The following is a 25,337-nucleotide window of genomic DNA, read 5'->3' as shown; positions in this document are numbered from 1 at the left end:
CAAAACTTGCCGCCACAATTTACCGAGCTTTAAGTCTTAAGGCGTATGATTAATGCTGAACGTAAAGGAAAGGTTACCAACAGGGCCTGTCCTTAAGTTTTTGTTTCATTTTCCCGAAGTGATTCGGGGGTGAGACGCGCCGGATGGACGCTTTTCTCCCGGGAAAACGCGCCCAGCGTACCGGTTTTGTGCAGCGTGAAGGGGGTTGTGAGCAATGAAGTCGCATGAAGGTTTGGTCCGGTTGAAGCTGTTCCAAGTCAAGGAAAAGCGCCGCCAGCTCGGACAGCTTGATTTGATGATGGGCGAATTCGAACGCATGGCCGCCGAGCTCGATGCACAGATCGTGTCCGAGGAAACCAAGGCCGGCATCACCGACGTCACGCATTTCGCCTATCCGACCTTTGCCAAGGCGGCACGCCAGCGTCGCGACAATCTCTTCGTTTCGATCCGCGACCTGAAGAGCCAGAAGGACGAGGCCGAGACCGCGCTGGCGGAATCCGAAGCCGAACTTGCAAAGGCGGAAGCGCTGGAACAGCGCGACGGCAAGCCGCGCGATGCGGACGAGGCACCGGCCTTCGACCGCCGCGCCATGATCGGCTGACGCTACGGAGTCCATCGGCTCCGCGACGCATTTCAATCGCCCGGCTCAACCGGGCGCTCTTCGTGGCAGGTGTTCCCCGTGGAAGGTACCCCCGAGTGGCGGGTACCCCTGGGACATGCCCTTTCAGCGCTGCTGGATCACATCCGCCCAATCCTCATGCCGCAGCGATTGCGCCCGCATGAAGGGGCAAAGCGGGATGATCTTCCATCCGCCCTGGCGCGCATCCTCCACCGCATGCAGCGCCAGCGCCTGGCCGACGCCCTTGCCGCGCAACGCCTCCGGCACGGCCGTATGGTCGACGATGACGAGCCGCGGGCTGGTGCGCGAGAACGTCATCTCGGCCTCATGTCCATCGGCCAGCGCGGAATAACGGCCGCCCTTCGCGTCTTCCTGCTTGGTGATCTTGATATTGTCGTTCATCGGCTTCGATTTCCCTGTCGCTGATTGGCCCGCTGTGACTCGGTCGCTGTGATTTGCCCAATAGATCAGCTTCCGGCCAGGGACGAAACTTCCATTCGCCGCCGGAAAAGGAAAAGGCCGGTCTTTCGACCAGCCTTTCGCCATTCACGGCACCATCATCTAATGACGATATTGCTGTATCCGGGTCGTTCTGAGACCTGCAAGCCCATGATCGGAGATCGAGGACTGCCAGGAAAGGAACTCTTCCACCGTCAATGTATAGCGATGGCAAGCCTCCTCAAGGCTAAGAAGACCACCGCGAACAGCGGCGACCACCTCAGCCTTGCGGCGAATTACCCAGCGCCGCGTATTTGCGGGTGGAAGATCGGCGATGGTCAGCGGGCTGCCATCCGGGCCGATAACGTATTTTACTCTCGGTCGAACAAGATCGGTCATTGTACTCTCTATACTAAACTTCAAGACCTATCGTCGCTGACGTTACATGCAGGGCTTTAATAATTGCCTAAGCGCCCGGTCATTCTCTGGTAACTTCGGTTAATTCTTCCGCGTTGATTTTATTAAACTTAATCGCTTTATCGCGCTGATGCCAAAAACCCCGCGCCAGCCGCCCCGGGATCAAAATAACCGGCTTCGGCCGAGTTCCTGTTGGCAAGGACGGCCAATTTGACCTATATAGGTCGAAAGACAGCCATGCGCCCTTATGTCGCTGGTCAAACGGATATAGCAAATGACACTCAACAGCCTCGATCTGCCGGCCCGGCCGGAAGAGACCCGCATCGTCGTCGCCATGTCGGGCGGCGTGGATTCCTCCGTCGTCGCGGGCATTCTGAAGCAGCAAGGCTATGATGTCGTTGGCGTAACGCTGCAGCTTTACGACCATGGCGCCTCCACCCACCGCGCCGGTTCCTGCTGTGCCGGACAGGACATCGAGGATGCCCGCCGCGTCTCCGAGCGCCTCGGCATTCCGCATTATGTCCTCGATTACGAAGCCCGCTTCCGCGAGGCCGTCATCGATCCGTTCGCCGCGAGCTATGTCAGCGGCGAGACGCCGATCCCCTGCGTTTCCTGCAATCAGACGGTGAAGTTTGCCGATCTGCTGCAAACGGCGCGCGATCTCGGCGCGGACGCCCTGGCGACGGGCCATTATATTCGCAGCCGCGCCAATGGCGCGCATCGTGCGCTTTATCGCCCGGTCGATACGGACAAGGACCAGAGCTATTTCCTCTTTGCGACGACGCAGGAGCAGATCGACTATCTGCGCTTCCCGCTCGGCGGAATGACCAAGGCCGAGACGCGCGCCATCGCCGAGGAGCTCGGGCTTTCGGTCGCCACCAAGCAGGACAGCCAGGACATCTGCTTCGTGCCGCAGGGCAAATATTCGGACATCATATCGAAATTGAAGCCTGAAGCGGCCAATCCCGGCGATATCGTCCATATAGACGGGCGCATTCTCGGCCGGCATGAGGGCATCGTGCATTATACGATCGGCCAGCGGCGCGGCATCGGCGTCGCCACCGGCGATCCGCTCTATGTCGTGCATCTCGATGCCGGCAATGCGCGCGTCGTCGTCGGCCCGCGTGAAGCGCTCGAAACGCGGAAGGTCTTCCTGCGCGATATCAACTGGCTGGGCGACCAGGCACTGGCAGAGCTGCCGGAAGGCGGCGTCGAAGTCTATGCCAAGGTCCGCTCGACACGGCCGCCTCGCCCGGCGACGCTTCATCACGAAGATGGCGAGACATGGGTGGAACTGGCCGATGGCGAAAGCGGCATAGCGCCGGGCCAGGCCTGCGTGCTCTATTCCGACGACAGCAATACGGCACGTGTCTTCGGTGGCGGCTTCATCGGCCGTTCGGAGCGCGCACCACAGGCGGAAGCCATGTTGAAGCGCCTCGCCAAGCAGGGCCACGCGGCGGCCTGAACCACCGCCCCCGGCACTCAGTCAAAGCACCACTCAGTCAAGGATGGGCTGTCAGGCCAGGAAGTTGCGGATCGTATCGACGATGCGGTCCTGGTCGTCCTTGCCGAGATAGGCGTGCATCGGCAGGCACAGAATATCCTTCGGCAGCGCCTCGGACACCGGCAGGCCGCCCGGCGCGCGCATGTAATGCTTGTAGGCATCCTGCAGATGCAGCGGCTTCACATAATAAATCACCGATGGAATGCCGTTTTCCTGCAGATGCGCCTTCAATTCGTCGCGCCGTTCCGTCTGGATGGCATATTGCGCCCAGGCCGAGCGATGCCCGTCGGGGATAGTCGCAACCTTCACCACGTCGCTCAGACCCTCGGCATAGCGCCTGGCGACGACCTGGCGCGCCTCCATCTCATCCTCGAGAATGGCGAGTTTTTCGATGAGGATCGCCGCCTGGATCGTATCGAGGCGTGAATTCAGGCCGATGCGCACATTGTCATATTGCGTGGCGCCCTTGCCGTGGAACAGGACCGAGCGCAGAATTTCCGCCAGCTCGCCATTATTGGTGAACATCGCGCCGCCATCGCCATAGCAGCCGAGCGGCTTGGCCGGGTAGAAGCTGGTGCCGGCGACATCGCCAAAGGCGCCGCACATCGCATTGTCGCGCTTGCCGCCGATCGACTGCGCCGCATCCTCGATGACGAACAGCCCTTCCTGCGCCGCGATGCTGCCGATGGAGGTGTAATCGGCCGCCAGGCCGAACAGGTCGACCGGGATGATCGCCTTCGGCTGCAACCGGCCCTCGGCGCGCACGGCCTTCACAGCCGACTTCAGCTGCTCCACGTCGATATTGTAGGTGACCGGATCGACATCGACGAATACCGGCTCGGCGCCGACCAGCGCGACGACCTCGGCCGTGGCCGCAAAGGTGAAGCTCGGCACGAAGACCGCATCGCCCGGCCCGATGTTCTTGGCCATCAGCGGAATGAGCAGCGCATCCGTGCCATTGGCGCAGGCCACCACATGTTCGACGCCGGCATATTCGGCCAGCCGCTTTTCGAACTCGGTGACTTCCGGCCCGAGGATATATTTGCCCTCGCGCACGACCTTGGCGATTGCCGCGTCGAGTTTGTCGCTAATCCGTTCACGCTGTGCGCCGAGATCGATGAACTGCATCATTGCTCCGTAATCAAAGCCCCCGCGAATACCGCGAGGCGTCAAGGCAACACTTAGAAGGGCGGAGGAAATGCCGCCAGATGCTGCCGTTCAAAGTTTGTCCGGCCTTGTAACAACGCTTGAAGCCGAGGGCAACAGAAGAGCCGGGGCAAGAGCGATCACTTCACCTTGTTATGCACGACCGTACCGGCGGTCAGGATGCGCAGGACGCGGATCGCCTCCTCGCCATCCGTGCGCGGCTCGTTGCGCGAGCCGATGCAATCGATGAAGTTCTGCAATTCGCGCGTGAGAGGCATGCCATGCGCAACCTTCACATAGCTGGGCTCCTCGGTCGTCGATGCCCATTGGCCTTCATCCTGCCAGATCGAATGCTTGTAGACGGCAAGTTTCCGGTCCCATTGCTCCATGTCGTCGAAGACCGCCATGGCCTTGTTGCCGACGACCGTCAGCCGGCGCTCGCGATAGGGATTGAGGCGTGAGGCGAAAAGATGCCCGCGCACATTATTGGGGAAGCGCAGATGCAGATGGGCGAAATCGCTGAGATGGTCGAGCACCGCCGCCCCCTCGCCGCGCACTTCGAGCGGTTCCGTGCCGGTGATGGCGAGGATCATCGACAGGTCATGCGGCGCAAGATCCCACAGCGCATCGTTCTCCGTATGAAACTTGCCGAGCCCGAGCCGGTGCGAATGGATATAGCTGACATCGCCGAGATCGCCGGCCTTGATCAGTTCAAGCAGCTTCTCGAAGGCCGGATGAAAGCGCAGCACATGCCCGACCATGAAGATGCGGCCATGATCATGGGCAGCCTTGACCGCAGCCTCGGCATCGGGAACCGTCAGCGCGATCGGCTTTTCGACGAGCACGTCCTTGCCGTTGCTCACCGCCCGAATGGCGGATTGCGCATGGAACTGCGGCGGCAGGGCCATGACGATGGCATCGACATCCGGACGGGTGAAAAGATCATCGACGGCAATGGCTTCGACGCCCTGATCGGCCGCGAAGCCGGCAGCGCGATCGCTGTTCTGGTCCGACACGGCATAAAGCGCGCCGAGGCTCTTCAATGTGCGAATGTGATTGCTGCCCCAGTAACCGCAACCCAAGACTGCAATTCGCGGAGGCATCTTTTCAGCTGTGCTCATGGTCGCATGCAATATCTGGACGGCGAAACGAACACAAGAGTTCGCGTTGACCTTTTGGTAATTCCCCCGCACGGGCAGGTGCCGCAAACGCCCGCCGCAACCCGGGCTTCGCAGCATGGCCCCGCCGCCAAAAAGAGGCATTGATTGGCCGCTTTATGCCCAGAAGATTGCTTGACAGCTTCCTGTCATGCACCTATACCCCGCCACGTCCCAGTTGCAATTGGCAAATGGCGCCGCGTTCCGGCCTGACTTTTCGCAGGCACACCGGGCGCGCATGTGGGGCGAAGTAGCTCAGTAGGTTAGAGCAGAGGAATCATAATCCTTGTGTCGGGGGTTCGAATCCCTCCTTCGCTACCATTTTTCTTGTCAGTCTGATCTTTGCAGCGCTTCGGGCCTCTCACGGCTCCCTGACGCGGCATGTCTGCTGTCAGTTTCATGAGAATTCCTGCATTTTGATGATATGGATGTAGCTGGACGCGGGGTTTTGATTTTTTGCCACCAGGTTTTAGAATTTACGCTTTGATCTTGAGCGGACTTTGAAGAGCGTTTGAAGGCCTTTTATAGCTCGATAATTGAGGCCCCTCCGAACTCACCGCAAGCTTCTGAATGGTCCTCCGCCTCCCGCGTTCACCTCATGTTGCAATAGGAATTGTTATGCACCATAATGGGCTGTGGTGCGAGCCAGGTTTCACCAGGACGGTTCGCCGGACCTGTGAGGGGATGACGTCCCTCCGTGCCATACTTTCTCTCCAGCTGACCATCCCGCAGCGCCCGACCGACGGTCCGCAGCGCGTCTTTTTTGGTTTTCCTGTGAAAGCTCACCAGCCACAGGAGAGCAGCTTCAGCCGATCCCCAAGTTCGCGTTGGCCTGGCGGGTGCCCCCGCTTAGCTCTTCAGGCCCGACACGCAGGGAAATTCATGCCCAGCCGACCTCCGCAATATTTTGCAACATTCAATTGATTCAAGTTTTGAAATATTTCTGAAATACATCTAGGCGCGGCCATAACTTGCTGATAACCATCTTCGTTGGCAAATCTTCGCGGCTCTCTGTGCGGAGGCGGGCCTTTCTCAATTTCACCAGAGCAAAATCATGAACGACTATGAGCAGGGTTACTCTACCCCTACGGAAGACAAGGAAAAGTCGAGCAAATCGGGGAAAATGAAGCGCCTTGAAGAAGAACTAGGCGCCGTCGAGTCCAAAGTATTCAATCTATCGATCATTGTTTTAATGCTGGCGATTTTCCTGGCAATCATTGCATTCACATAGTCAGGCCGCCGCGCGGGGCTTCACGGAACACGCCTCGCCTGCAATCTCGTCTTTTCCGAATCTCGAAGTCAAACTACAATCGGCCGCGCTGGCGTTCCGGTTAGTGGAGCGGCGCGGGAATCGATCATGAGGCTGGATAAATGAAAAGACGTATTCTGGGGTTCGTCCTTGTCACCTTGAGCCTGTCGGCTTGCGGAACCTACAATAACTGGACGCCCGACGAGAAACAGCAGCAATCGACCAGACCGTCCTGCACCAATGGCATGCTTGACTGCCACGACCGGAACTAGCTTTCGCACGCGCATCCGACGCAGCACCGACTGGGGCCGCACCTACTGGGACCCACCCGTCTGGGGCGCATGTCTGGGCCGCCCCGACTGGAGCCGCCCACACCGGACCGCAAGACAGAATTGATTTGCGCTCGCAGCGGCAAGTGGGTGATATGTCGAGCCTCCCGAAGATGCGGCCGCAATATCCATTGCCACAGGCCGGCGCATCCCGCTGCAAGAGAGAGTGCCGCCCTTGAGCCAGTCAAGCGATTCCAATGCGATCCGGGTCCTGCAATACCTGTTGTGGCCGGCCATCTTCTTTGGCGGCCTCACCGCCGCTGGCATGGCTTTCGAGGCCGCGCATCCCGTGTTCTGGTTCAATGTGGTCTATCTGACGACGGTGGCGATCATCGCGCTTTTCGAACGCTTGCTGCCCTATGAGACCAGCTGGCTCGAGCCGGATGGCGAGACCTTCAACAATCTGGCCCATACGCTGCTGACGAAGGGACTGGTTCAGGTCGCCGCAAGTCTCGCAGCATCCGGCCCGATGTTGATCGCCGCCCATGTGCAGCCGATTTCCGCGCGTTTCAGCACTCTATGGCCGGATTTCCTGCCTTTGCCCGTCCAGGTCGTGCTGGCCTTGATCATCGCCGAACTCGGGCTCTATGCGGCGCACAGGATCGCCCATGAGCGCCTTTATTTCTGGCGCTTCCACGCGCTCCACCACAGCGTGACGCGGCTTTGGGTGATCAATACCGGGCGGTTTCATCTCTTCGATTCGCTGTTCAAGATCGCGCTCAGCCAGATACCGCTCTATCTCCTCGGCGCGCCGCTGCCGGTCTTTCTCTGGGTCGCGGCCATCACGGCGATCGCCGGCCTGCTGACCCATTGCAATATCGCCATGCGCACCGGGCTCCTGGACTATATATTCGTGACGCCGCGGCTGCACCGCTGGCATCATTCGCGCAACAGACGCGAGGGCAATACCAATTATTGCGAGAATATCGTGCTGTGGGACCAGGTCTTCGGCAGCTACCATAATCCGGACAGGCCATCGCCCGTCGATATCGGCATCAATGGCAGGGTCGCGCCCGGTTTCCTCGGCCAGCTATTGCAGCCATTTTCCCGGCGCGGGCGGCAGGAACTGATGGGACGCAAACCAGCGCCGCTGCCACCAGTGACGCAGGCTGCGGCGCCGGTCGAGGATCAGGCGGCCCAGATGTAAGGCCGAAAAGGCCTGAGGCCGGGGCGACGCCGGAACCAGGTCCGGCGGCGCCTCTCATGCTGGTCAGGCTGCGTCCTGGATGGCCGCGAGTTTCCACTCCGAGCCGTTTTCGCGGACGAAGGTCCAGACTTCGGTGGTCTGCGACGGCTCGCCCTCATCGCCCTGCACGACGCGGCCGGTCGTACGGTCGAGCATGGCATCGATGCTGGAATAGCGCATCGCGGTCGTCGCATATTCCTGTGCGCCTTCCGCCCAGGCTTCGGCGATATCCGCCTGCAGCAGCTTGACGTCGGACACGCTGTTGCGCAGCCCGTCCGTGGCGTTCTGGCCGAGCTCCTCGGCGAGATAGGACATGGCTTCCGGCGTCGTCAGCCGCCGCAATGTCGCATAATCCTCCTTGCCATAGGCCGTCTGCACTTCGGTGAGCAACTGCTCGAAACGGTCGAGATCGGCCTGCGTCAGGCCGATTTCATCGCCGCCCTGGGACGGTGCTGCTGACTGACCGCCGGCGAAGCCGGGCTTCTGCCCACTCTGGGGCTGGCCGGAACCGATTGTCGGTACGCGCAGCGGCGAAGCCTGGTTGTTGGTGTCGCCAGCCATATCGCGCCGGGCGAAGCCGTCACGGCCAAAGCCCTGACCGCCGGCTGTTGCCGTTGCCGGCTGGCGCGAGCGGAAGAAGCGCAAGGCGAGCATTGCGAGGCCGGCAATCAGCGCGATCTGGATCAGCATGCCGAACAGGCCGGCGATACCGCCAAATCCATGGCCGAGCATGGCGCCGATCAGGCCGCCGACGAGAAGACCGCCGAGCAGCGAGCGGCCCATGCCGCCGAACAGGCCCGGACGCTGCTGCGCGGCCTGTGGCTGTGCCGTCGTCTGCTGGTTCTGCGGACGCGGCGACATGCTGCGCTCGATAGGAGCAGCATTGTTCGGCGCGGTGCGCGTCGGTGCCGGCGCCTGGAAGGTCCGGGTGCCTCGGCTGCCAAAGCCACCACCGCCGCGACGGGCGTCGGCCTCGTAGACTGCGCTGAACGTCACCGCCAATCCGATGAGGACAACGGCGGAAATTCGGCTCAAGGCGGAAAAAATGAACGGCATGCAATGCTCCTGTGCGTAGAATTCCCCTTGCATATGGGAAAAGCGCTGGCGGATTAAAAGAAATATCTCGATTTATTTCCTGCCGGAAACCTCGCTCAGGCGAATTCGAGCACGGAAAGCGCACCATCTTCGCCGGTCTCGGCCCGCACCCCCTCATAATCCCGAATGGTCGGGTGCGCCGTCTCGATCGGATGTTGATGGGTTGCGGTGATGACCAGCACGTCGGCGCCCGCGGCATCGCCGGCGAGGATTCCCGGCACGGCATCCTCGAAGACGAGGCAGCGGCTTGCGGGCACGCCAAGCCGGGCGGCGCCGATGAGATAGCAATCGGGATTGGGCTTGCCGACCTCGACGTCTTCGGCCGTCACCAGCACGTCCGGCACGGGAATGCCCGCGGCGGCAAGGCGGCGCTTCGCAAGTTCGAGCGGCGAGGACGTCACGATCGCCCATTTGTCCCGGGGCAGGCCGGCAAGAAATTCGAGGGCGCCGGGCAAGGCCACGATACCTTCGACATCGTCTATCTCCGCCCTCGTGATCTTGTCTGCCTCCGCCTGCGGATCGACATCGAGGCCGAGCCTGCGGATCGTATCGACGGCGCGCACGCCATGCATCGTCGGCAGGAAGGTCCTGGCGTCGAGCCCATGCGCCTCGGCCCACCGCCCCCACACCCGTTCGGCGGCCGCCGTCGAGTTCATCAATGTTCCGTCCATGTCGAACAGAAAGCCCGCATAGGTCTTGCCTTGTATCGAAGCCAATTTATCTCTCCTGCCAGTTCTGCCTTCTTATGGCAGAGGATAGCAGCCGGACAAAGACCTATCGTGACACCTTGTGCGTACCGGGCCCGTATGCCCGCATACCCCTATATGCCCGCATACCATTGATAGCCGCGATCTTCCCAGAATCCGCCGCGGCCAGAACCGATATGGGCGAAAGAATCCACCAGTTCGATCCGCATGAGATATTTCGCGTGCTTGTAGCCGAGCTGGCGCTCGACCCGCAGGCGCAGGGGCGCGCCATGGGCAATTTCGAGATCCCTGCCGTTCATGCTGTAGGAGAGGATGGTCTGCGGATGCCAGGCATCCACGAGATCGATGCTTTCATAGTAGCGCCCGCTGCCGTCGAGCGATTGTTCGTAATCGTCGGCGCAATGGAATACGGCATAGCGCGCGCCGGGAGCAAGACCGGCCTTCTCAAGTACGGCGCCAAGCTGCACGCCCGTCCATTTGCCGATTGCGCTCCATCCCTCGACGCAATCATGGCGGGTAATCTGCGTGCGGGCAGGCATGGCTTTGAGGTCGGCCAGCGACAGGCTGAGGGGGGTGCGCACCCGGCCGTCGACGATCAGCCGCCAATCGGCGAATTGCCCGTCCATCAGCCGCTTATACTCGTCCGTCTCCGGCAATTGCGTGCCATTGGCTTTGAAGACGGGCGAAAGGTCCGCCTCCGTATATTCCCGCGCCAGTTGCTGGCCGGACAATAGCAGGCGCTGGGCCTTCAACGACAGCCACTCGCCGGCCTGCAACACATTGTCGATCGACTTGTTCTCGACCAGCGCATCGCAGCCCGCCAGGAGACTGGTGGAAGCCAGAGTGCCGCCGATGAGAAAGCGGCGCCGTGTCAGATCAATGCTCATCGCCAGTCCTCCTGCCGCCGTCAAGATGCAGCGTGTAATAACCGGTTATCATCGAGCGCAGATTGTTCCAGACGCCCGACAGCAGCACCATCGCCAGATGAATGACAACGAAGCCGACGGTGAGCGCAGCAACGATGAAATGCAGCGTCCGCGCCGACTGGCGGCCGCCGAACAGGTCGAGCAGCCAGGGAAAGATGGCGTTGAAGCCCGGCGACATGGTCAATCCCGTCAGCACCATCAGCGGCAGCAGCACGAAGCCCACGCCGAGATAGGCCAGCTTCTGCAGCGAATTATAGCGCCGGGCCGCCTCGCCCCTCGGAAATCTCAGCCGCGCATGCTGCGCTATTTCGTGGCCGAGGTGGCGCGGCGTCAGTTCCTCCGCCGCCGGCAGCAGGTCGCGGCGAAAGTGACGCGAAACCAGGCCATAAACCAGGTAGACGAGGCCATTGATGACGAAGAACCAGGCAAAGAAGAAGTGCCAGCGCCGCCCGGTTCCGAGATCCTGGTAAGACGGGATGGTGAGCCAGGCCGGAAAGGCGCGCGGCGTCAGTTCGCCGCCGCTGTAGGATGCGCCGAGCACGCCGGTCGTCGTCATCGCTATCGGCCCGACACGGGTCACGCCCTTCATGCTGTCGCCATCCGCATAGGCTTCGATGGCGACAAAGGATGCGTCCGGCAGCGCGTCGGAACCATATTCGCCCCAATAGAGGTAGGGATGGGCGTTGAATATCTGCAGCCCGCTCATCAACAGGAAGGTCAGGCAAAGCACATTGAGCCAATGGGTGATGCGCACGGCGAGCGAATGGCGATAGACCTTCACCCGTGCCGGCTTGTCGGAACTTGTAGCAACCTGCGTCATCGGCATCTCCATGGCCCCGCCCCGCATGGCGTGATCAGGCGCAGCGCCCGATCACGCCGGATATCCTATTGCTTGGCGGGCGCCATTGCATCCGGCTTCTTCTTCATGGCATCCGCCTTCATCGGGTCTGCCTTCATGGCGTCGGATTTCATGGCATCGGATTTCATGGCGTCCTTTTTCATCGCATCCGGTTTCGCTGGCTTCATCGCATCAGTCTTCATGGCATCGGTCTTCATCGCCTCATGCTTCTTCATCGGATCCGCCTTCATGGCGTCCTCGGCAGCAGCCAGATTGACAGCCGAAAGGCCCGCCGCGGCCACAAATGCCGACAGGATGATCTTCTTGGCCAGGATATTCATATCTGTTCTCCTATGTTGGAGCCGATGGCTTCCAGTTAAAACCTTCGCCTGTGCTCAGGTCACTCTGGCAATACGCGTTGCAGGCGGCGTTGGTTACAATCATCACGCATTGGTGATGCGAAAGGCTGAGAAAAGGCTGGGATGATGAGGAGCGGCTGCCGCATTGACCTTGCACCGCATTCGGGGCCATGTGTAACCCCATGTGTAACCTTTTCCGCCGCTGCTTCGAATAAGATCGAGAACCGGAGTGAATTCAGTCGAACCGCGCTTGAAGGAATTGATGCTGGCGAGCCTTGCGGGCGATGCACGCAGCTATGCCGTGCTGCTGGACGAGGTAGCCCGCCATCTGCGGTCGTATTTCCTGCGCCGCCTCGCGGACGGTCACAGGGGCGATGCCGACGATCTGGTGCAGGATACGCTGATGGCCTTGCATACGCGGCGCGCGACCTACGAGGTGGATCGTCCCTTCACATCCTGGCTGCATGCCATAGCAAGGTACAAGCTGATCGACCATTTCCGGCGGCACAGGATCCGGGCCACCGTCCCGCTGGACGATGCGCATGATCTGATCGCCTCCGATGATGGCGAAGGGATCGCGGACCGGATGGACGTCGAAAGACTGCTGCAGATTGCGCCGGAGAAGTCACGCGATCTCATCTACCGCACGCGGATCGAGGGTCAATCCATAGCAGAAGTGGCACAAAGCACTGGTCTTTCGGAGTCGTCGGTGAAGGTTACGGTCCATAGAGGGTTAAAGGCGATTGCCGCCCGGCTGAAGGGAGATGGTCATGGCGACAGATGATTTGATCGCTCGCCTCGCCGGCGACCTGAAGCCTGTCCAGCCCGATCAGGTGGGGCGGCGCGTCGCCATCGGCTTCGGCGCGAGCCTGGCCGTATCGTCACTGCTGATGTATTTCTGGCTCGGTCTGCGGCCAGACATGATGTCGGCGGTCTGGACATGGCCGTTCTGGGTCAAGCTCGGCTACACGTTCGCGCTCTCCCTTGCCGGAATATGGGCGGTCAAGCGCATCGCCTATCCCCTCGGGCGCATCCGCCCGCATCTGGTGGCGATCGCAATGGCGGTCACCGCGCTCGTTGCGCTGGCGATCGGCCAATTGTCGATGATGCCGCCGGAGAGCCACATGCCGCTGCTGATGGGAAAGTCCGTCGCCGTCTGCACGCTTTACATCACCACCCTGGCCATGCCTTTCCTCGTCGGGGCGTTCTGGATTCTCCGCGGCCTCGCGCCGACGCGACTGACGCTGGCCGGCGCCGCTGCGGGGCTGGCGGCGGGTGGCCTCGGCTCCCTCGTCTATTCCTTTCATTGCACCGAGGGCGGCATGCCCTTCATAGCGATCTGGTACACGCTCGGCGTCATGGGTCCGGCACTGATCGGCGCGCTCGCCGGGCGCTATCTGCTACGCTGGTAGGCGCGAGAGCTAGTGTGGTGGAATTGAAATACGCCTGACTATGGCGGCAGGGGCCGGAGCGTATTTCAATGCCGAAAACCACACTAGAAACATATAGTTGCTAGTGACCTTATCGAATCTGAAGTTCATCTGACGCTGCTGCAATAATGTAGTGAACTTCAGATTCGGGTCACTAGTGCTAGCGCACTTCGACCCATCGCTGTTCGGAGAACGAGCGGGCCATGGCATGAACGGTGCGCTCTATCTCGATTCCGTCCGCGAACTCGATGAGCCGGGCCGGCTCGCCCCCGATGCGCTTGATCAGCTCGTGGCATTCGATGATCTTCAGATCATTGAAGCCCAGACCATGACCGGGCGCCGGAATGAACCGGTCGTACGGCTCATGATGCGGCGCCGTGAGGATGGTGCGGTAACCCTGTTCGGTCGGGCGATCCGATGTCGAATAGAGCTGGAATTCATTGGCGCGCTCCTGGTCGAAAAGGATCGAACCGGCGGAGCCGAATATCTGCAATGCGATCCGCCCCTTGCGGCCCCAGGCGGAACGATTGACCTGCAGCGTTCCCGCGACGCCATTCTCCATGTGCATCAGCACGCTGGCGCTGTCATGGGTCTCGACGACACGGTCCGACCCCGTTTCCGTCCGGCGCGTGGCGTATGGCTTGGACATGTCGCACATGACGCGCGCCACGCGGCCGAAAAGTATGAACAGCAACGATAGCGGATGCACCGCAAAATCGTCCAGCGCGCCATAGCCCGAGGTGGCGGCGTGTTTCCAGTTGAACGGCGCAGCAGGGTCGGCCATGAAATCCTCATCCATCTCGATGCGCAGATGGTTGATGTCGCCAATGGCATTTTCCGCCAGAAGCCGGCCAATATGGCGAATTGCCGGGCCCTGGATGTAATTATAGCCCAATGCCGCGACACGCCCGACCTTGCCCGCGGCCGCCGCCATCGCCTCGGCATCGGCAAAGGCAGGCGCCATCGGCTTTTCGCACCAGACATGCTTGCCGGCCTCGAGCGCGGCGATCGCCATCTCGGGATGGAACTGGTTGGGCGTGGTGATCGACACGATTTGCACGTCCGGGTCGTCGATCACCGCCCGCCAATCGCCCGAGGCCTTCTCGAAGCCGAATTCGGCAGCACGGCGCTCGGCCAGATCGATATTTGCTTCGCCAAGATGAACGAGGCGGATGGCAGGCACATCGCCGAACACGGCCCGGACCGAGTTCCATGCCAGCGCGTGGCACTTGCCCATGAAGCCGGTGCCGATCAATCCTACTCCGATCATGTTGTTCCTCCCGATGGACCGTTGATCGAAGAAGTAGTCGATGAAAACAAAAAATGGAATAAGTAATCCGTTTTGATATAAATATTTTATTCTATGCTATGGCGCAGGCGACGATTCGGGAAAACATGATGGATAATGACGCAAATTTGCCGCGGGATTTCGAAGCATTGCGGGCGCTGATACTGGAACGGCGCGAGCAGTTTCCGAAGCGGCTGGCGCAGGTTGCCGCCTATGCGCTGAGCAATCCCGACGAGATCGCCTTCGGCACCGCGGCCAGCATCGCCCAGACCGCCGATGTGCAGCCCTCGACGCTGATCCGCTTCGCGCAGCATCTGGGCTTCGACGGCTTCACCAGCCTTCAGGCCGTTTTCCGCGAGCGCCTGCGCGAACGCCAGATTTCCTATGAGGAGCGCCTGTCGGCATTGCGGGGCGGCACGCTCGGCCTCTCGAAGAACCGGGCGATTCTCGATGGCTTCCTCACCGCGGCGAGCCATTCCATCGACACGATCTCGCGGCAGGTGGAGGAAGACGTCCTGGAACGGGCGGTCGATATATTGGCGAAGGCGGAAACGATCTACCTCGTGGCGCGCCGCCGGTCCTATCCGATCACCGCCTACATGGCCTATGCTTTCGGCAAGCTCAAGGTGCGCAACCAGCTGGTGGAATCGACATCCGGCATCGACCCTGAAATCCTGTCCTTCGCCGGCCCGCGCGATGCGGCAATCGCCATCAGCTTCTCGCCCTATGCCTCGGCGACCATCGAACATGCGGCCCTGCTCGCGGCGCGCGAGGTGCCTGTCATTGCCATCACCGACAGCGCCTTTTCGCCGCTGGCGCAGTCCGCCAAGGTCTGGTTCGAGGCTGCGGAGGGAGATTTCTCCGGCTTTCGCTCTCTTTCCGGCACCATGGCGCTCGCCATGGCGCTGACCGTGAGCGTCGCCGAAAGGCGCCGGAGCTGACGCGAAAACCCATCGATTTCGTGCCTCCTGCGTCAAAAAAGAATATACATTCCATATTGACGATACTGTAGAATTATTATTTCATATGACCCATGCCTGCCCCGTCATTGGCAGAACAGCCTCGGTCGCAGACGCAGGCTCAGGGAGAGGAAGACATGAACGAGACTGCTACCGGCGCGGCGCTTGACGTGATTACGATTGGCCGGTCTTCCGTCGATCTCTATGGCCAGCAGATCGGCTCCCGCCTGGAAGATATTGCCTCATTTGCCAAGTCGGTCGGCGGCTGCCCCGCGAATATTGCCATCGGAACGGCCCGTCTCGGGCTGAAATCGGCGCTGCTGTCGCGTGTCGGCGACGAGCAGCTGGGCCGGTTCATCCGCGAGCAGATGGTTCGCGAGGGCGTGTCCACGCGCGGGCTCATCACCGACCCCGACCGCCTTTCGGCGCTGGTCATCCTCTCCGTCGAGAACGACAGGAGCTTTCCGCTCATCTTCTACCGGGAAAACTGTGCCGATATGGCGCTGGAGGAAGATGATATCGATCCGGAGTTCATCCGCTCCGCCCGCGCCGTGGTGGTGACGGGCACGCATTTTTCGCGCCCCAATACGGATGCGGCCCAGCGCAAGGCCATCCGCCTCATGAAGGAGGCCGGCGGCAAGGTCGTGTTCGACATCGACTACCGCCCCAATCTCTGGGGTCTCGCCGGCCATGCCGCCGGCGACAGCCGCTATATCGCTTCGGAAGCGGTATCCAATCAGCTGAAGACGGTGCTTCCCGACTGCGATCTCATTGTCGGCACCGAAGAGGAAGTGCTGATAGCATCGGGGAAGAGTGAGCTCCTTTCGGCACTCAGGACCATTCGGTCCCTGTCCAGTGGAACAATCGTGCTGAAGCGCGGCCCCATGGGCTGCATCGTCTATGACGGCGACATACCGGACGATCTGGAGGACGGCATCGTCGGCAAGGGCTTCCCGATCGAGGTCTTCAACGTGCTTGGTGCCGGTGATGCCTTCATGTCGGGCCTGCTGCGCGGCTGGCTGAGCGGAGAAACGCTGGGCACGGCGGCGACCTGGGCCAATGCCTGCGGCGCCTTCGCCGTGTCGCGCCTGCTATGCGCGCCGGAGATCCCGACCTTCGCGGAGCTTCAGCATTTCCTCGAACATGGCAGCCCGCATCGCGCCCTGCGCAAGGACGAGGCGATCAACCATGTGCATTGGGCGACCACGAGGCGGCGCGACATCCCGTCGATGATGACGTTTGCGATCGATCATCGCGTGCAGCTGGAGGAGCTTGCGAAACGCCTCGGCGCGGATCTGGAACGGGTTGCCGCCTTCAAGATACTGGCCGTCAGGGCAGCCGCGAAGGTCGCGGACGGCCGCCCGGGCTATGGCATGCTGCTGGACGAGAGGTTCGGCCGCGAAGCGATGTTCGAATTGGCGCGCCATCCGTTCGATTGGCTCGGACGGCCGGTGGAACTGCCCGGATCGCGCCCGCTGCGGTTCGAATTCTCGCAGGATATCGGCTCGCAACTGGTCGAATGGCCGGTGGACCACTGCATCAAATGCCTGTGCTTCTACCATCCGGACGATCCGGCGGAACTGAAGCGCGAGCAGCAGGAGAAATTGCGCACGCTGTTCGAAGCCGCGCGCAAGGTGGGGCGCGAACTCCTGCTCGAGATCATCGCCGGCAAGCATGGCGAACTCGGCGACGACACCATTGCCCGTGCCTTGGAGGAACTGTACGCGCTGGGCATAAAGCCCGATTGGTGGAAGCTGGAGCCGCAGGCTTCGGCAACGGCGTGGCAGAAGATCGAAGCCGTGATCGACCGCAACGACCCCTGGTGCCGCGGCGTGGTGCTCCTCGGTCTGGAGGCCCCGCACGACGAGCTGGAGGCGGCCTTCACCGCTTCCGCCGCGACGCCTGTGGTGAAGGGTTTTGCCGTCGGGCGGACGATTTTCATGGATGCGGCGGAGAACTGGCTTGCTGGCAGGATCGGTGACGAAGCGGCCATCGACCAGATGGCGGAACGTTTCGAAAAATTGACCGCCGCGTGGCTTGCCAGCCGCAACCGCCGCGCAGCATAGAATAGATGGCGCCGACAATTCCGGCAGCTTGTGCCTGTTCGCCAAGCGCCGCCGGGTGGGACGCCGGGAGGAGACCGATATGACCAAGACCATCCGCCTGACTATGGCGCAGGCGCTGACACGCTTTCTTGCCGCCCAGATGACCATGTTCGAGGGCCGCAAGACACCGATCTTCGCCGGCGTATGGGCGATATTCGGCCATGGCAACGTGGCCGCGCTGGGCGAGGCGCTCTATCAGGTGCGCGATGAGCTTCCGACCTATCGCGCCCATAATGAGCAGGCCATGGCCCACGCCGCCATCGCTTTTGCCAAGGCGAGCTTTCGCCAGCGCATGATGGCGGTGACGAGTTCGGTCGGCCCCGGCGCGACGAACATGGTGACGGCCGCGGCGCTTGCCCATGTCAACCGCCTGCCGCTGCTGCTGCTGCCCGGCGACGTGTTCGCCAATCGCGTGCCGGACCCGGTCCTGCAGCAGGTGGAATCATTCGCCGATGGCACCATCTCGGCCAATGACTGCTTCCGCCCCGTTTCGCGCTATTTCGACCGCATCACGCGTCCCGAACAGATCATACCGGCGCTTGCGCGGGCGATGGCGGTTTTGACCGATCCGGCGGAATGCGGTCCCGTCACACTGGCGCTCTGCCAGGATGTTCAGGCCGAAGCATATGATTACCCCGAGACGTTCTTCGAGGAACGCATCTGGACGCAGCGCCGTCCCCGGCCCGACCGGCAGGAACTGTCGGCCGCCGTCGAGGCGATCAAGGGTGCCAGAAAGCCGCTCATCATCGCGGGCGGCGGCGTCATCTATTCGCAGGCCTCGGAGGAACTCGCCAGATTCGCAGAGACGCACGGAATACCGGTCAGCGAGACGCAGGGCGGCAAGTCCTCCCTGCCCGACGATCATCCGCTCAACATGGCGGCCATCGGCGTGACCGGCACCTCGGCTGCGAACCGACTTGCCAGCGAAGCCGATGTCATCATCGCCGTCGGAACGCGCCTGCAGGATTTCACCACCGGTTCCTGGGCATTGTTCCAGGGCGAAGGCAAGACTTTTGTCGGGTTGAACGTTCAGCCTTTCGACGCGGCGAAACACAAGGCGCTGCCGCTCGTCGCCGATGCGCGGGAAGGACTTGCCGAGCTTGCGGCCGCCTTGCCGCAATATAGAGCGCCGCAAGGCTGGACCGAGAACGCCAGATCCGGCAAGGGCGAATGGCAACGGGCCGCCGCGAAGGTGACGGCCGCAACCAATGCCCCCCTGCCCTCGGACGCGCAGGTCATCGGCGCCGTCCAGCGCAGCCTGGGCAGCGATGCTACGGTGCTCCACGCGGCCGGCGGCCTGCCGGGCGAAATGCACAAATTGTGGCAGGCGGGCAAGCCGGGCTCCTATCACGCCGAATATGGCTTCTCCTGCATGGGATATGAGATAGCCGGCGGCCTTGGCGCCAAGATGGCTCGCCCTGACGACGAGATCGTGGTGATGGTCGGCGACGGATCGTATCTCATGCTCAATTCGGAGATCGCCACATCGGTCATGCTGGGCAAGCGCCTCACGATCGTGCTGCTCGACAACAGGGGCTATGGCTGTATCAACCGGCTGCAGATGAGCACGGGTGGCGCCAGCTTCAACAATCTCCTGAAGGATGCGCGCCACGAGGTTCTCCCCGATATCGACTTTGCCGCCCATGCCCGCAGCCTCGGCGCACTGGCCGAGAAAGTGTCTTCCATTGCCGAGCTGGAGACCGCGCTGGAGCGCGCCAGGACGAATGACAGGACGACCGTCGTCGTCATCGACACCGACCCGCTGGCTTCCACCGAAGAGGGCGGCCATTGGTGGGATGTCGCGGTTCCGCAGGTGAGTTCCCGCCCCCAGGTGGAGGCGGCACGAAAGAATTACGAGCAACAGATCAAGCGCCAGCGCGTCGGAGACTGACACCGCCGCCCGAGCCTGAAACCAAGCAAATCGCGAGCTGAGGAAATAGAAATGATCCGTATAGGGGCAAACCCAATCGGCTGGTCCAATGACGACATGCTGGAGATCGGCGGCGATATTTCGCTGGAAACCTGCCTGGAACAGGCAAGGGCGGCGGGATTCACCGGCATGGAGCTTGGCAACAAGTTTCCCCGCCAGGCGGCGCAGCTGCGTCCCATATTGCAGCAATACGGGCATGAGCTGGTGTCGGGCTGGTACTCGACCGAACTTCTGCTGCGCGATGCGGAAGCGGAACTTGCGGCCGTGGCCGGCCATGCGACGCTCCTGAAGGAAATGGGCTGCTCGGTGCTGATCGCCGCCGAGACCTCAAACGCCATCCATTCGCAGAAGGAAACACCGCTTTCGGCGCGCCCTGTCCTGCAGAAGGCGGCATGGACCGTGTTCGGTGAGCGCTATACGAAGTTCGCGGAGCTTGTCATGGCGCAATACGGTCTTCGACTGGTCTACCACCATCATATGGGCACGGTCGTGCAATCCGAGGCCGAAATCGACCGTTTCATGGATGTCACCGGCGAAGCGGTGCAATTGCTGCTCGATACCGGCCATGCGACCTGGGGCGGCGGAGATCCCGCCCGCATCGCCCGCCATTACAAGCCGCGCATCGGCCATGTCCACTGCAAGGACATCCGCGAAGATGTGATGTGGCGATCCAACCGGGAAGACTGGTCTTTCCTCGACTCCGTGCTCGCCGGCGTCTACACGGTTCCTGGCGACGGGTTGATCGACTATGTTCGCGTCTTGAAGGAACTGCGCGGCTATAGCGGCTGGATCGTCGTCGAGGCAGAACAGGACCCTGAAAAGGCCGATCCGGCGGTCTATTCCAGCCTGGGACACGCAAATCTGAGCCGTTTCATCGAGGAAGCAGGCCTGAAATAAGGAGAATGCCATTGGCGAGGGACTCGAACCACCCGTTTTTTCGGCCGCTCTGGCGCCGTATCGCCGTGGTCGCCGCCTGCCTGATCTGGGCTATCGTCGAGTTCGTCACCGGCGAGCCGTTCTGGGGTGTCATCGCGCTCGGCTTCGGCGGCTATGGCATCTGGCAATTCTTCGTCATCTACGATCCGTCAGAGCCTGCAGCGCCGGCGACGGCCGATACCACCGATACCACCGATAAGGAGTAACTTCATGTCGAAGCTCTTGCTGAAGGCGATTTCCGGCAATGGCCACGTGGTCGATGTTACGCCCGAAAGCGCCGGCTGGTCCTATGTCGGCTTTGGCCTTCACCGCCTGGAAGCCGGCCAATCCGTCTGCGGCACGGCTGGCGAGCGGGAATTGTGCCTCGTATTCGTCACCGGCAAGGGCAAAGTGAGGGCCAATGGCGCGGAACTCGGCCTACTCGGACAGCGGATGTCGCCTTTCGACGGCAAACCCTGGTCGGTCTACCTGCCGCAGGGTTCCGAATGGTCGTTGACGGCGGAGACGGATGTGGAACTGGCCGTGTGCTCGGCGCCGGGTCTCGGCGGCGGCCTGCCGGTACGCGTCATTGCGCCGGATGATCTTGGACAGGAAGTGCGCGGCGCGGGAACCAACACGCGCTATGTCACCAACATACTGCCCGAGAACGAGCCTGCGGATTCGCTGCTTGTGGTCGAGGTGATCACGCCGGGCGGCCATACGTCGAGCTATCCGCCGCACAAGCACGACCAGGACAATCTACCGGCCGAATCCTATCTCGAAGAGACCTATTACCATCGCCTGAACCCGCCGCAGGGCTTCGGTTTCCAGCGGGTCTATACCGATGACCGGTCGCTGGACGAGGCGATGGCGATCGAGGATGGCGACGTCGTTCTCGTGCCCAAGGGCTATCATCCCTGCGCCGCCTGCCATGGCTATGACCTCTATTACCTCAACGTTATGGCCGGACCGAAGCGCACATGGAAGTTCCACAATGCCGCTGAACATGAATGGCTGGTGAAATAGCGGAACCGGGGCAAACGCCCCGGCAACGTTCCGGCCTGTCGATCAGAGCGTGATCGTCCTGCCCTCTTTCACGGACCGCAGCGCGGCATCGGCAAGGGCGAGCGCCGCGAGACCATCTTCACCGCTCGGCGATGCCCTGGTGCCCTTGGCAATGGTCTCGATGAAGGCAGCGATCTCGTTGGCATAGGCCTCGGTATAGCGCGTCATGAAGAAATCATGCAGCGGCGGGCGCGTATAGCCCTGGCCGTTGGCGATCTCTATGGAAACGGCGCGCTGGTTCTCCGCCGCGACCAGCCCCTTCGAACCATGCACCTCGATCCTCTGGTCATAGCCATAGGTTGCGCGGCGCGAATTCGAGATAAGGCATTGCCTGCCGGATGCTGTCGAAAGGATGACGCTGACGCTGTCATAGTCACCGAGTTCGCCGATTTTCCTGTCGACCAGCACGGAGGCGTGCGCGGTCACCGCGACCGGCTCTTCTCCGAGGAGGAACCGCGCCATGTCGAAATCATGGATCGTCATGTCGCGGAATATGCCGCCCGAGCGGGTGATATATTCCGCCGGCGGCGCGCCCGGATCGCGCGAGATGATCGTCACCATCTCGACATCGCCGACCGCGCCGTCATCGACAGCCTTGCGCACCGCGGCGAAATGCGGGTCGAACCGGCGGTTGAAACCCACCATGAGCACGGCATTCGTCTCGCTGACGACGTTCAGGCAGGCCTTCACCCGCGACAGGTCGAGATCGATCGGCTTTTCGCAGAAGATCGCCTTTCCGGCCCGTGCGAAGCGCTCGATCAGGTCCGCATGCGTATCGGTCGGCGTGCAGATGACCACCGCGTCGATGTCGGACGCCTTCTCGATCTCGTCGATGCTGCGTATCTCGCAGCCATAGTCTGCCGCCAGACTGCTCGCCGCCTGTTCGAAGGCATCGGCAACGGCCACCAGCCTCGCCTGTGCATTGCCGGCGATAGCCTTGGCATGAACCTTGCCGATGCGGCCAGCGCCCAGCAGGCCAAAACGTACTGTCATTTCATTTCCTCTTGAACGAAGCCGGGGCGCAATCCCGGCGCTGCCAACTCTATACCTTGCGCTTTTTCTGGCGGTAGACGTCGACGACCACGGCGGCGACGATGATCGCTCCCTTGATGATCTCCTGATAGTAGGCATCGACACGCAGGAACGTAAAGCCGGAGATCATCACGCCGAGAATGATCGCACCGATGACCGTGCCGGTGATGCGGCCGACGCCGCCCGCAAGCGACGTACCACCGATGACGGCTGCCGCGATGGCGTCGAGTTCATAGGTGACGCCCATGCCGGCCTGGGCCGTCTGCGCACGCGCCGCGGTAACGATGCCGGCAAGCCCCGCCAGCAGGCCGGCAATGGCGTAGACCTTGATCAGGTGGCGTTCGATATCGATGCCGGAGACACGCGCCGCCTGGGCATTGGCGCCGATCGCATAGGTGAATTTGCCGTAGCGCGTATAGCGCAGCGCAATGTGGAAGATCAGCGCCACGACAAGGAAGATGACCACCGGCCAGATGCTGGAACCGATGAAGGTGAATTGATCGGAAAGGCCCGAAATAGGCGAGCCTTTCGTATACCATTTGGCGACGCCTCGGGCCGAGACCATCATGCCGAGCGTCGCGATGAAAGGCGGAATCCTGGTGCGGGCGATCAGCCAGCCATTGATGAAACCGGCCAGAAGCCCGATGCCCAGTCCGACAAGGATGGGGATGATGAACGGCAGATCGGTGAGGCCCGGATAGATCGGCCTGGCCCATGCGGACGTCTGCGCGAAACTTGCCGCCACCATTGCCGTCATGCCGACCACGGAGCCTGAAGAGAGATCGACGCCGCCGGTGATGATCACCTGTGTGACCCCCACGGCGATGATGCCGATCACCGACACCTGGAGGATGATGATGCGCAGCCGCTGCGTATTCGCCAGGAAGCTCTGGCCGGCCAGTATCCAGCCAAGGATTTCGAAGACGAGCGCGATCCCTATCAGGACCAGCAGGATGTTCACCTCCGGCGGCATCCGGCGGCTCCGCCGGGCCGCGGCAGGTATGGTGGCCTGTTCGCTTGTCATATCAATTCCTCCCGTGAATCGCCTCGGCTATATTTCGGCCGCCGCATCGATTCATCTTCATTTCGACGCCAGTTCCATGACCTTGACCTGCGTCGCGTCCTTCCGATCGAGAAAGCCGGTCACGCGCCCCTCATGCATCACCATGATCCTGTCGCTCATCCCCAGCACTTCGGGCATCTCCGACGAGATCATGACGACCGCCACGCCCTGCCGCGCCAGCTGCGTGACGAGGCGGTGGATTTCCGCCTTCGCGCCGACGTCGATGCCGCGGGTGGGTTCGTCGAGGATCAGTATCTTCGGATTTGTCAGCAGCCAGCGCCCGATCAGGACCTTCTGCTGGTTGCCGCCGGACAGGTTTTCGATCTTCTCTTCAAGCCCGGGAGTCTTGACCCGGAGCTTGTCGCTCATTTCCTGGCACGCTGCCGTGAGCTGCTTCTCGGCGACGAAGCCGAATTTCACGAAGCGCTCCTGCAAGACCGCGATCTGCATGTTTTCGAGGACATCGAGAATGAGAAGACATCCCGTATCCTTGCGATCCTCCGTCAGGAAGGCCATGCCATGCCCGATGGCCTCATTCGGCGAAGCGATGGCAACCGTCCTGCCATTGATGGCGATCGTCCCGGTGGTGGCAGGCGTGACGCCGAATATGGTCTCCGCCACATTGGAGCGTCCCGATCCGACCAGGCCGGCAATGCCCAGGATCTCGCCCGCCCGCACCTCGAACGAGACGTCCCTGAACACGTTCCTGAGCGAAAGGTCCTTCACCGACAGCACCACGTCGCCGATCGGCACTTCTTCCTTTGGAAACATCTGCGTGATTTCGCGCCCGACCATCATCTTGATGATGTCGTCGCGCGTGACGTCGCTCGATGCGTGGGTGGCGATATATCGCCCGTCGCGAAATACCGAAAACTCGTCGGCGATCTCGAAAAGCTCGTTCATCTTGTGGGTGATGTAGACGATGCCTATGCCCTGCGCGCGCAGATCGCGGATAATGGCGAACAGATGTTCCACCTCGCGCTCGGTCAGCGCCGATGTCGGCTCATCCATGATAAGCACGTCGGATTCGTAGGAGACCGCCTTCGCGATTTCCACCATCTGCCGGTTGGCAACGCTGAGATCGCGCACCTCGGCGTCGGGATCGAGCCTTATGTTGAGCCGCTCGAACAGCTCCGCCGTCATGTCATACATCCTGCCGTGGTCGACCAGCCCGAACGAATTGGTCGGCTCGCGCCGGATCCAGATATTCTCCGCCACGGTCATGAACGGCATCAGGTTCAATTCCTGATGGATCATGGCGATGCCGTTTTCGAGCGCATCGAGCGGCGATTTGAGCCGGATCGGCAGCCCCTTGAGATAGACCTCGCCTTGATCCGGAACGTATATTCCGGCGAGTATCTTCATAAGCGTCGATTTTCCGGCACCGTTCTCGCCCATCAGGGCATGAACGGTGCCGCGCTTCAGCCGGAACCTCACATCGTCGAGCGCCAGCACGCCGGGAAACTCCTTGCGGATATTCTCGGCGTTCAGGAGATATTCCGCCTGCGGAACAGCGCCGCTGGCGCGCACCGCAGCCATGGTAGAAGGGCTGATTGCCATGATCATCTCCTCCCCGGGAA

26 protein-coding genes and 1 tRNA gene are annotated in these 25,337 nt (G+C 61.5%); 14 read left to right on the top strand and 13 right to left on the bottom strand.

Translation table 11 applies throughout. From position 1 onward, the window contains the following. Positions 1–214 precede the first annotated feature (214 nt). Positions 215–601 carry a flagellar export protein FliJ gene (locus M8997_RS01020; RefSeq protein WP_250018524.1) on the top strand — a complete coding sequence of 129 codons (387 nt, stop codon included), beginning with the start codon at positions 215–217 and terminating at the stop codon, positions 599–601. A 123-nt stretch (positions 602–724) separates the two neighbouring features. Here the strand turns inward: M8997_RS01020 and M8997_RS01015 are convergent, their stop codons facing one another. Beyond that, positions 725–1,021 (bottom strand): GNAT family N-acetyltransferase, encoded by a 297-nt coding sequence (locus M8997_RS01015; RefSeq protein ID WP_256473135.1) that lies wholly within the window; start codon positions 1,019–1,021, stop codon positions 725–727. A 159-nt stretch (positions 1,022–1,180) separates the two neighbouring features. Then, positions 1,181–1,456, bottom strand: a complete 276-nt coding sequence (locus tag M8997_RS01010; protein ID WP_091878079.1) for a DUF1153 domain-containing protein — start codon at positions 1,454–1,456, stop codon at positions 1,181–1,183. A gap of 292 nt (positions 1,457–1,748) precedes the next feature. Here M8997_RS01010 and mnmA point away from each other — a divergent pair, with 292 nt between their 5' ends. Then, positions 1,749–2,939 (top strand): tRNA 2-thiouridine(34) synthase MnmA, encoded by a 1,191-nt coding sequence (gene mnmA, locus M8997_RS01005; protein ID WP_250018523.1) that lies wholly within the window; start codon positions 1,749–1,751, stop codon positions 2,937–2,939. A 51-nt stretch (positions 2,940–2,990) separates the two neighbouring features. On the opposite strand, the gene M8997_RS01000 is transcribed toward mnmA, so the two are convergent. Both M8997_RS01000 and M8997_RS00995 read right to left on the bottom strand, forming a co-directional pair. Continuing rightward, on the bottom strand, positions 2,991–4,106 hold the full coding sequence (locus tag M8997_RS01000; RefSeq protein ID WP_250018522.1) for a DegT/DnrJ/EryC1/StrS aminotransferase family protein: 1,116 nt from the start codon (positions 4,104–4,106) through the stop codon (positions 2,991–2,993). A 158-nt stretch (positions 4,107–4,264) separates the two neighbouring features. Further along, complete coding sequence (locus M8997_RS00995) at positions 4,265–5,227, bottom strand: Gfo/Idh/MocA family protein (RefSeq protein WP_250018572.1); 963 nt, start codon at positions 5,225–5,227, stop codon at positions 4,265–4,267. A gap of 298 nt (positions 5,228–5,525) precedes the next feature. Between M8997_RS00995 and M8997_RS00990 the strand changes: the two genes are divergently transcribed. The 4 genes from M8997_RS00990 to M8997_RS00975 all read left to right on the top strand — a co-directional run bounded on the left by M8997_RS00990 (position 5,526) and on the right by M8997_RS00975 (position 8,006). Next, positions 5,526–5,602: transfer RNA gene (locus tag M8997_RS00990), tRNA-Met, on the top strand. Between the two features lie 733 nt (positions 5,603–6,335). Then, positions 6,336–6,512, top strand: coding sequence for a hypothetical protein (locus M8997_RS00985; RefSeq protein ID WP_250018521.1), 177 nt, complete (start codon positions 6,336–6,338; stop codon positions 6,510–6,512). Positions 6,513–6,652: 140 nt separating this feature from the next. Then, on the top strand, positions 6,653–6,802 hold the full coding sequence (locus tag M8997_RS00980) for a hypothetical protein (protein ID WP_250018520.1): 150 nt from the start codon (positions 6,653–6,655) through the stop codon (positions 6,800–6,802). 232 nt (positions 6,803–7,034) lie between these two features. Further along, positions 7,035–8,006, top strand: coding sequence for a sterol desaturase family protein (locus M8997_RS00975; protein WP_250018519.1), 972 nt, complete (start codon positions 7,035–7,037; stop codon positions 8,004–8,006). Positions 8,007–8,069: 63 nt separating this feature from the next. On the opposite strand, the gene M8997_RS00970 is transcribed toward M8997_RS00975, so the two are convergent. The 5 genes from M8997_RS00970 to M8997_RS00950 form a co-directional block, all read right to left on the bottom strand. After that, complete coding sequence (locus tag M8997_RS00970; protein ID WP_250018518.1) at positions 8,070–9,101, bottom strand: Tim44 domain-containing protein; 1,032 nt, start codon at positions 9,099–9,101, stop codon at positions 8,070–8,072. A 95-nt stretch (positions 9,102–9,196) separates the two neighbouring features. Next, positions 9,197–9,856 carry an HAD family hydrolase gene (locus M8997_RS00965; protein WP_371929469.1) on the bottom strand — a complete coding sequence of 220 codons (660 nt, stop codon included), beginning with the start codon at positions 9,854–9,856 and terminating at the stop codon, positions 9,197–9,199. A 104-nt stretch (positions 9,857–9,960) separates the two neighbouring features. Next, positions 9,961–10,734: a molybdopterin-binding protein gene (locus M8997_RS00960; protein WP_250018517.1), complete on the bottom strand. Its 774-nt coding sequence runs from the start codon at positions 10,732–10,734 to the stop codon at positions 9,961–9,963. After that, a complete protein-coding gene (locus M8997_RS00955) occupies positions 10,724–11,593 on the bottom strand; it encodes a cytochrome b/b6 domain-containing protein (RefSeq protein ID WP_250018516.1) in 870 nt (289 codons plus the stop codon). Before M8997_RS00955 ends, M8997_RS00960 begins: the two co-directional genes overlap by 11 nt. A gap of 65 nt (positions 11,594–11,658) precedes the next feature. Beyond that, entirely contained in the window at positions 11,659–11,952 is a 294-nt protein-coding gene (locus tag M8997_RS00950; protein ID WP_250018515.1) for a pentapeptide MXKDX repeat protein, read from the bottom strand. A gap of 247 nt (positions 11,953–12,199) precedes the next feature. On the opposite strand from M8997_RS00950, the gene M8997_RS00945 reads away from it, so the two are divergent. Together M8997_RS00945 and M8997_RS00940 are read left to right on the top strand one after the other, a co-directional pair. Next, positions 12,200–12,754: a sigma-70 family RNA polymerase sigma factor gene (locus M8997_RS00945; RefSeq protein WP_250018514.1), complete on the top strand. Its 555-nt coding sequence runs from the start codon at positions 12,200–12,202 to the stop codon at positions 12,752–12,754. After that, the gene (locus tag M8997_RS00940) at positions 12,741–13,382 is read left to right on the top strand and encodes an NrsF family protein (RefSeq protein ID WP_250018513.1); all 642 of its coding nucleotides are present in this window, start codon (positions 12,741–12,743) and stop codon (positions 13,380–13,382) included. Before M8997_RS00945 ends, M8997_RS00940 begins: the two co-directional genes overlap by 14 nt. A gap of 178 nt (positions 13,383–13,560) precedes the next feature. Here M8997_RS00940 and M8997_RS00935 read toward each other — a convergent pair whose 3' ends face one another. Continuing rightward, positions 13,561–14,670, bottom strand: a complete 1,110-nt coding sequence (locus tag M8997_RS00935; RefSeq protein WP_250018512.1) for a Gfo/Idh/MocA family protein — start codon at positions 14,668–14,670, stop codon at positions 13,561–13,563. A 125-nt stretch (positions 14,671–14,795) separates the two neighbouring features. Between M8997_RS00935 and M8997_RS00930 the strand changes: the two genes are divergently transcribed. From M8997_RS00930 to iolB, 6 genes are all read left to right on the top strand, one after another. After that, positions 14,796–15,629 carry a MurR/RpiR family transcriptional regulator gene (locus M8997_RS00930; RefSeq protein ID WP_250018511.1) on the top strand — a complete coding sequence of 278 codons (834 nt, stop codon included), beginning with the start codon at positions 14,796–14,798 and terminating at the stop codon, positions 15,627–15,629. Positions 15,630–15,784: 155 nt separating this feature from the next. Next, complete coding sequence (iolC, locus tag M8997_RS00925; protein ID WP_250018510.1) at positions 15,785–17,713, top strand: 5-dehydro-2-deoxygluconokinase; 1,929 nt, start codon at positions 15,785–15,787, stop codon at positions 17,711–17,713. Between the two features lie 79 nt (positions 17,714–17,792). Beyond that, on the top strand, positions 17,793–19,643 hold the full coding sequence (iolD, locus tag M8997_RS00920; protein WP_250018509.1) for a 3D-(3,5/4)-trihydroxycyclohexane-1,2-dione acylhydrolase (decyclizing): 1,851 nt from the start codon (positions 17,793–17,795) through the stop codon (positions 19,641–19,643). Between the two features lie 51 nt (positions 19,644–19,694). After that, positions 19,695–20,579, top strand: coding sequence for a myo-inosose-2 dehydratase (gene iolE, locus M8997_RS00915; RefSeq protein ID WP_250018508.1), 885 nt, complete (start codon positions 19,695–19,697; stop codon positions 20,577–20,579). A gap of 11 nt (positions 20,580–20,590) precedes the next feature. Continuing rightward, entirely contained in the window at positions 20,591–20,824 is a 234-nt protein-coding gene (locus M8997_RS00910; RefSeq protein WP_250018507.1) for a DUF3329 domain-containing protein, read from the top strand. A gap of 4 nt (positions 20,825–20,828) precedes the next feature. Beyond that, the gene (gene iolB, locus M8997_RS00905; RefSeq protein WP_250018506.1) at positions 20,829–21,623 is read left to right on the top strand and encodes a 5-deoxy-glucuronate isomerase; all 795 of its coding nucleotides are present in this window, start codon (positions 20,829–20,831) and stop codon (positions 21,621–21,623) included. Positions 21,624–21,665: 42 nt separating this feature from the next. On the opposite strand, the gene iolG is transcribed toward iolB, so the two are convergent. Genes iolG through M8997_RS00890 form a run of 3 tightly spaced genes read right to left on the bottom strand, consistent with a single transcriptional unit; the run spans position 21,666 to position 25,317 of the window. After that, the gene (gene iolG / locus M8997_RS00900) at positions 21,666–22,655 is read right to left on the bottom strand and encodes an inositol 2-dehydrogenase (RefSeq protein WP_250018505.1); all 990 of its coding nucleotides are present in this window, start codon (positions 22,653–22,655) and stop codon (positions 21,666–21,668) included. 49 nt (positions 22,656–22,704) lie between these two features. Then, entirely contained in the window at positions 22,705–23,718 is a 1,014-nt protein-coding gene (locus M8997_RS00895; protein ID WP_250018504.1) for an ABC transporter permease, read from the bottom strand. A gap of 57 nt (positions 23,719–23,775) precedes the next feature. Next, positions 23,776–25,317, bottom strand: a complete 1,542-nt coding sequence (locus M8997_RS00890) for a sugar ABC transporter ATP-binding protein (RefSeq protein WP_250018503.1) — start codon at positions 25,315–25,317, stop codon at positions 23,776–23,778. Positions 25,318–25,337 lie beyond the last annotated feature (20 nt).

This window comes from Phyllobacterium sp. 21LDTY02-6 (assembly GCF_023554255.2).
In the GTDB taxonomy this organism is placed as follows: Bacteria; Pseudomonadota; Alphaproteobacteria; order Rhizobiales; family Rhizobiaceae; genus Phyllobacterium.
The sequence above is the reverse complement of the archived record's forward strand: the minus strand, read 5'-3'. Positions and strand labels throughout refer to the sequence as shown.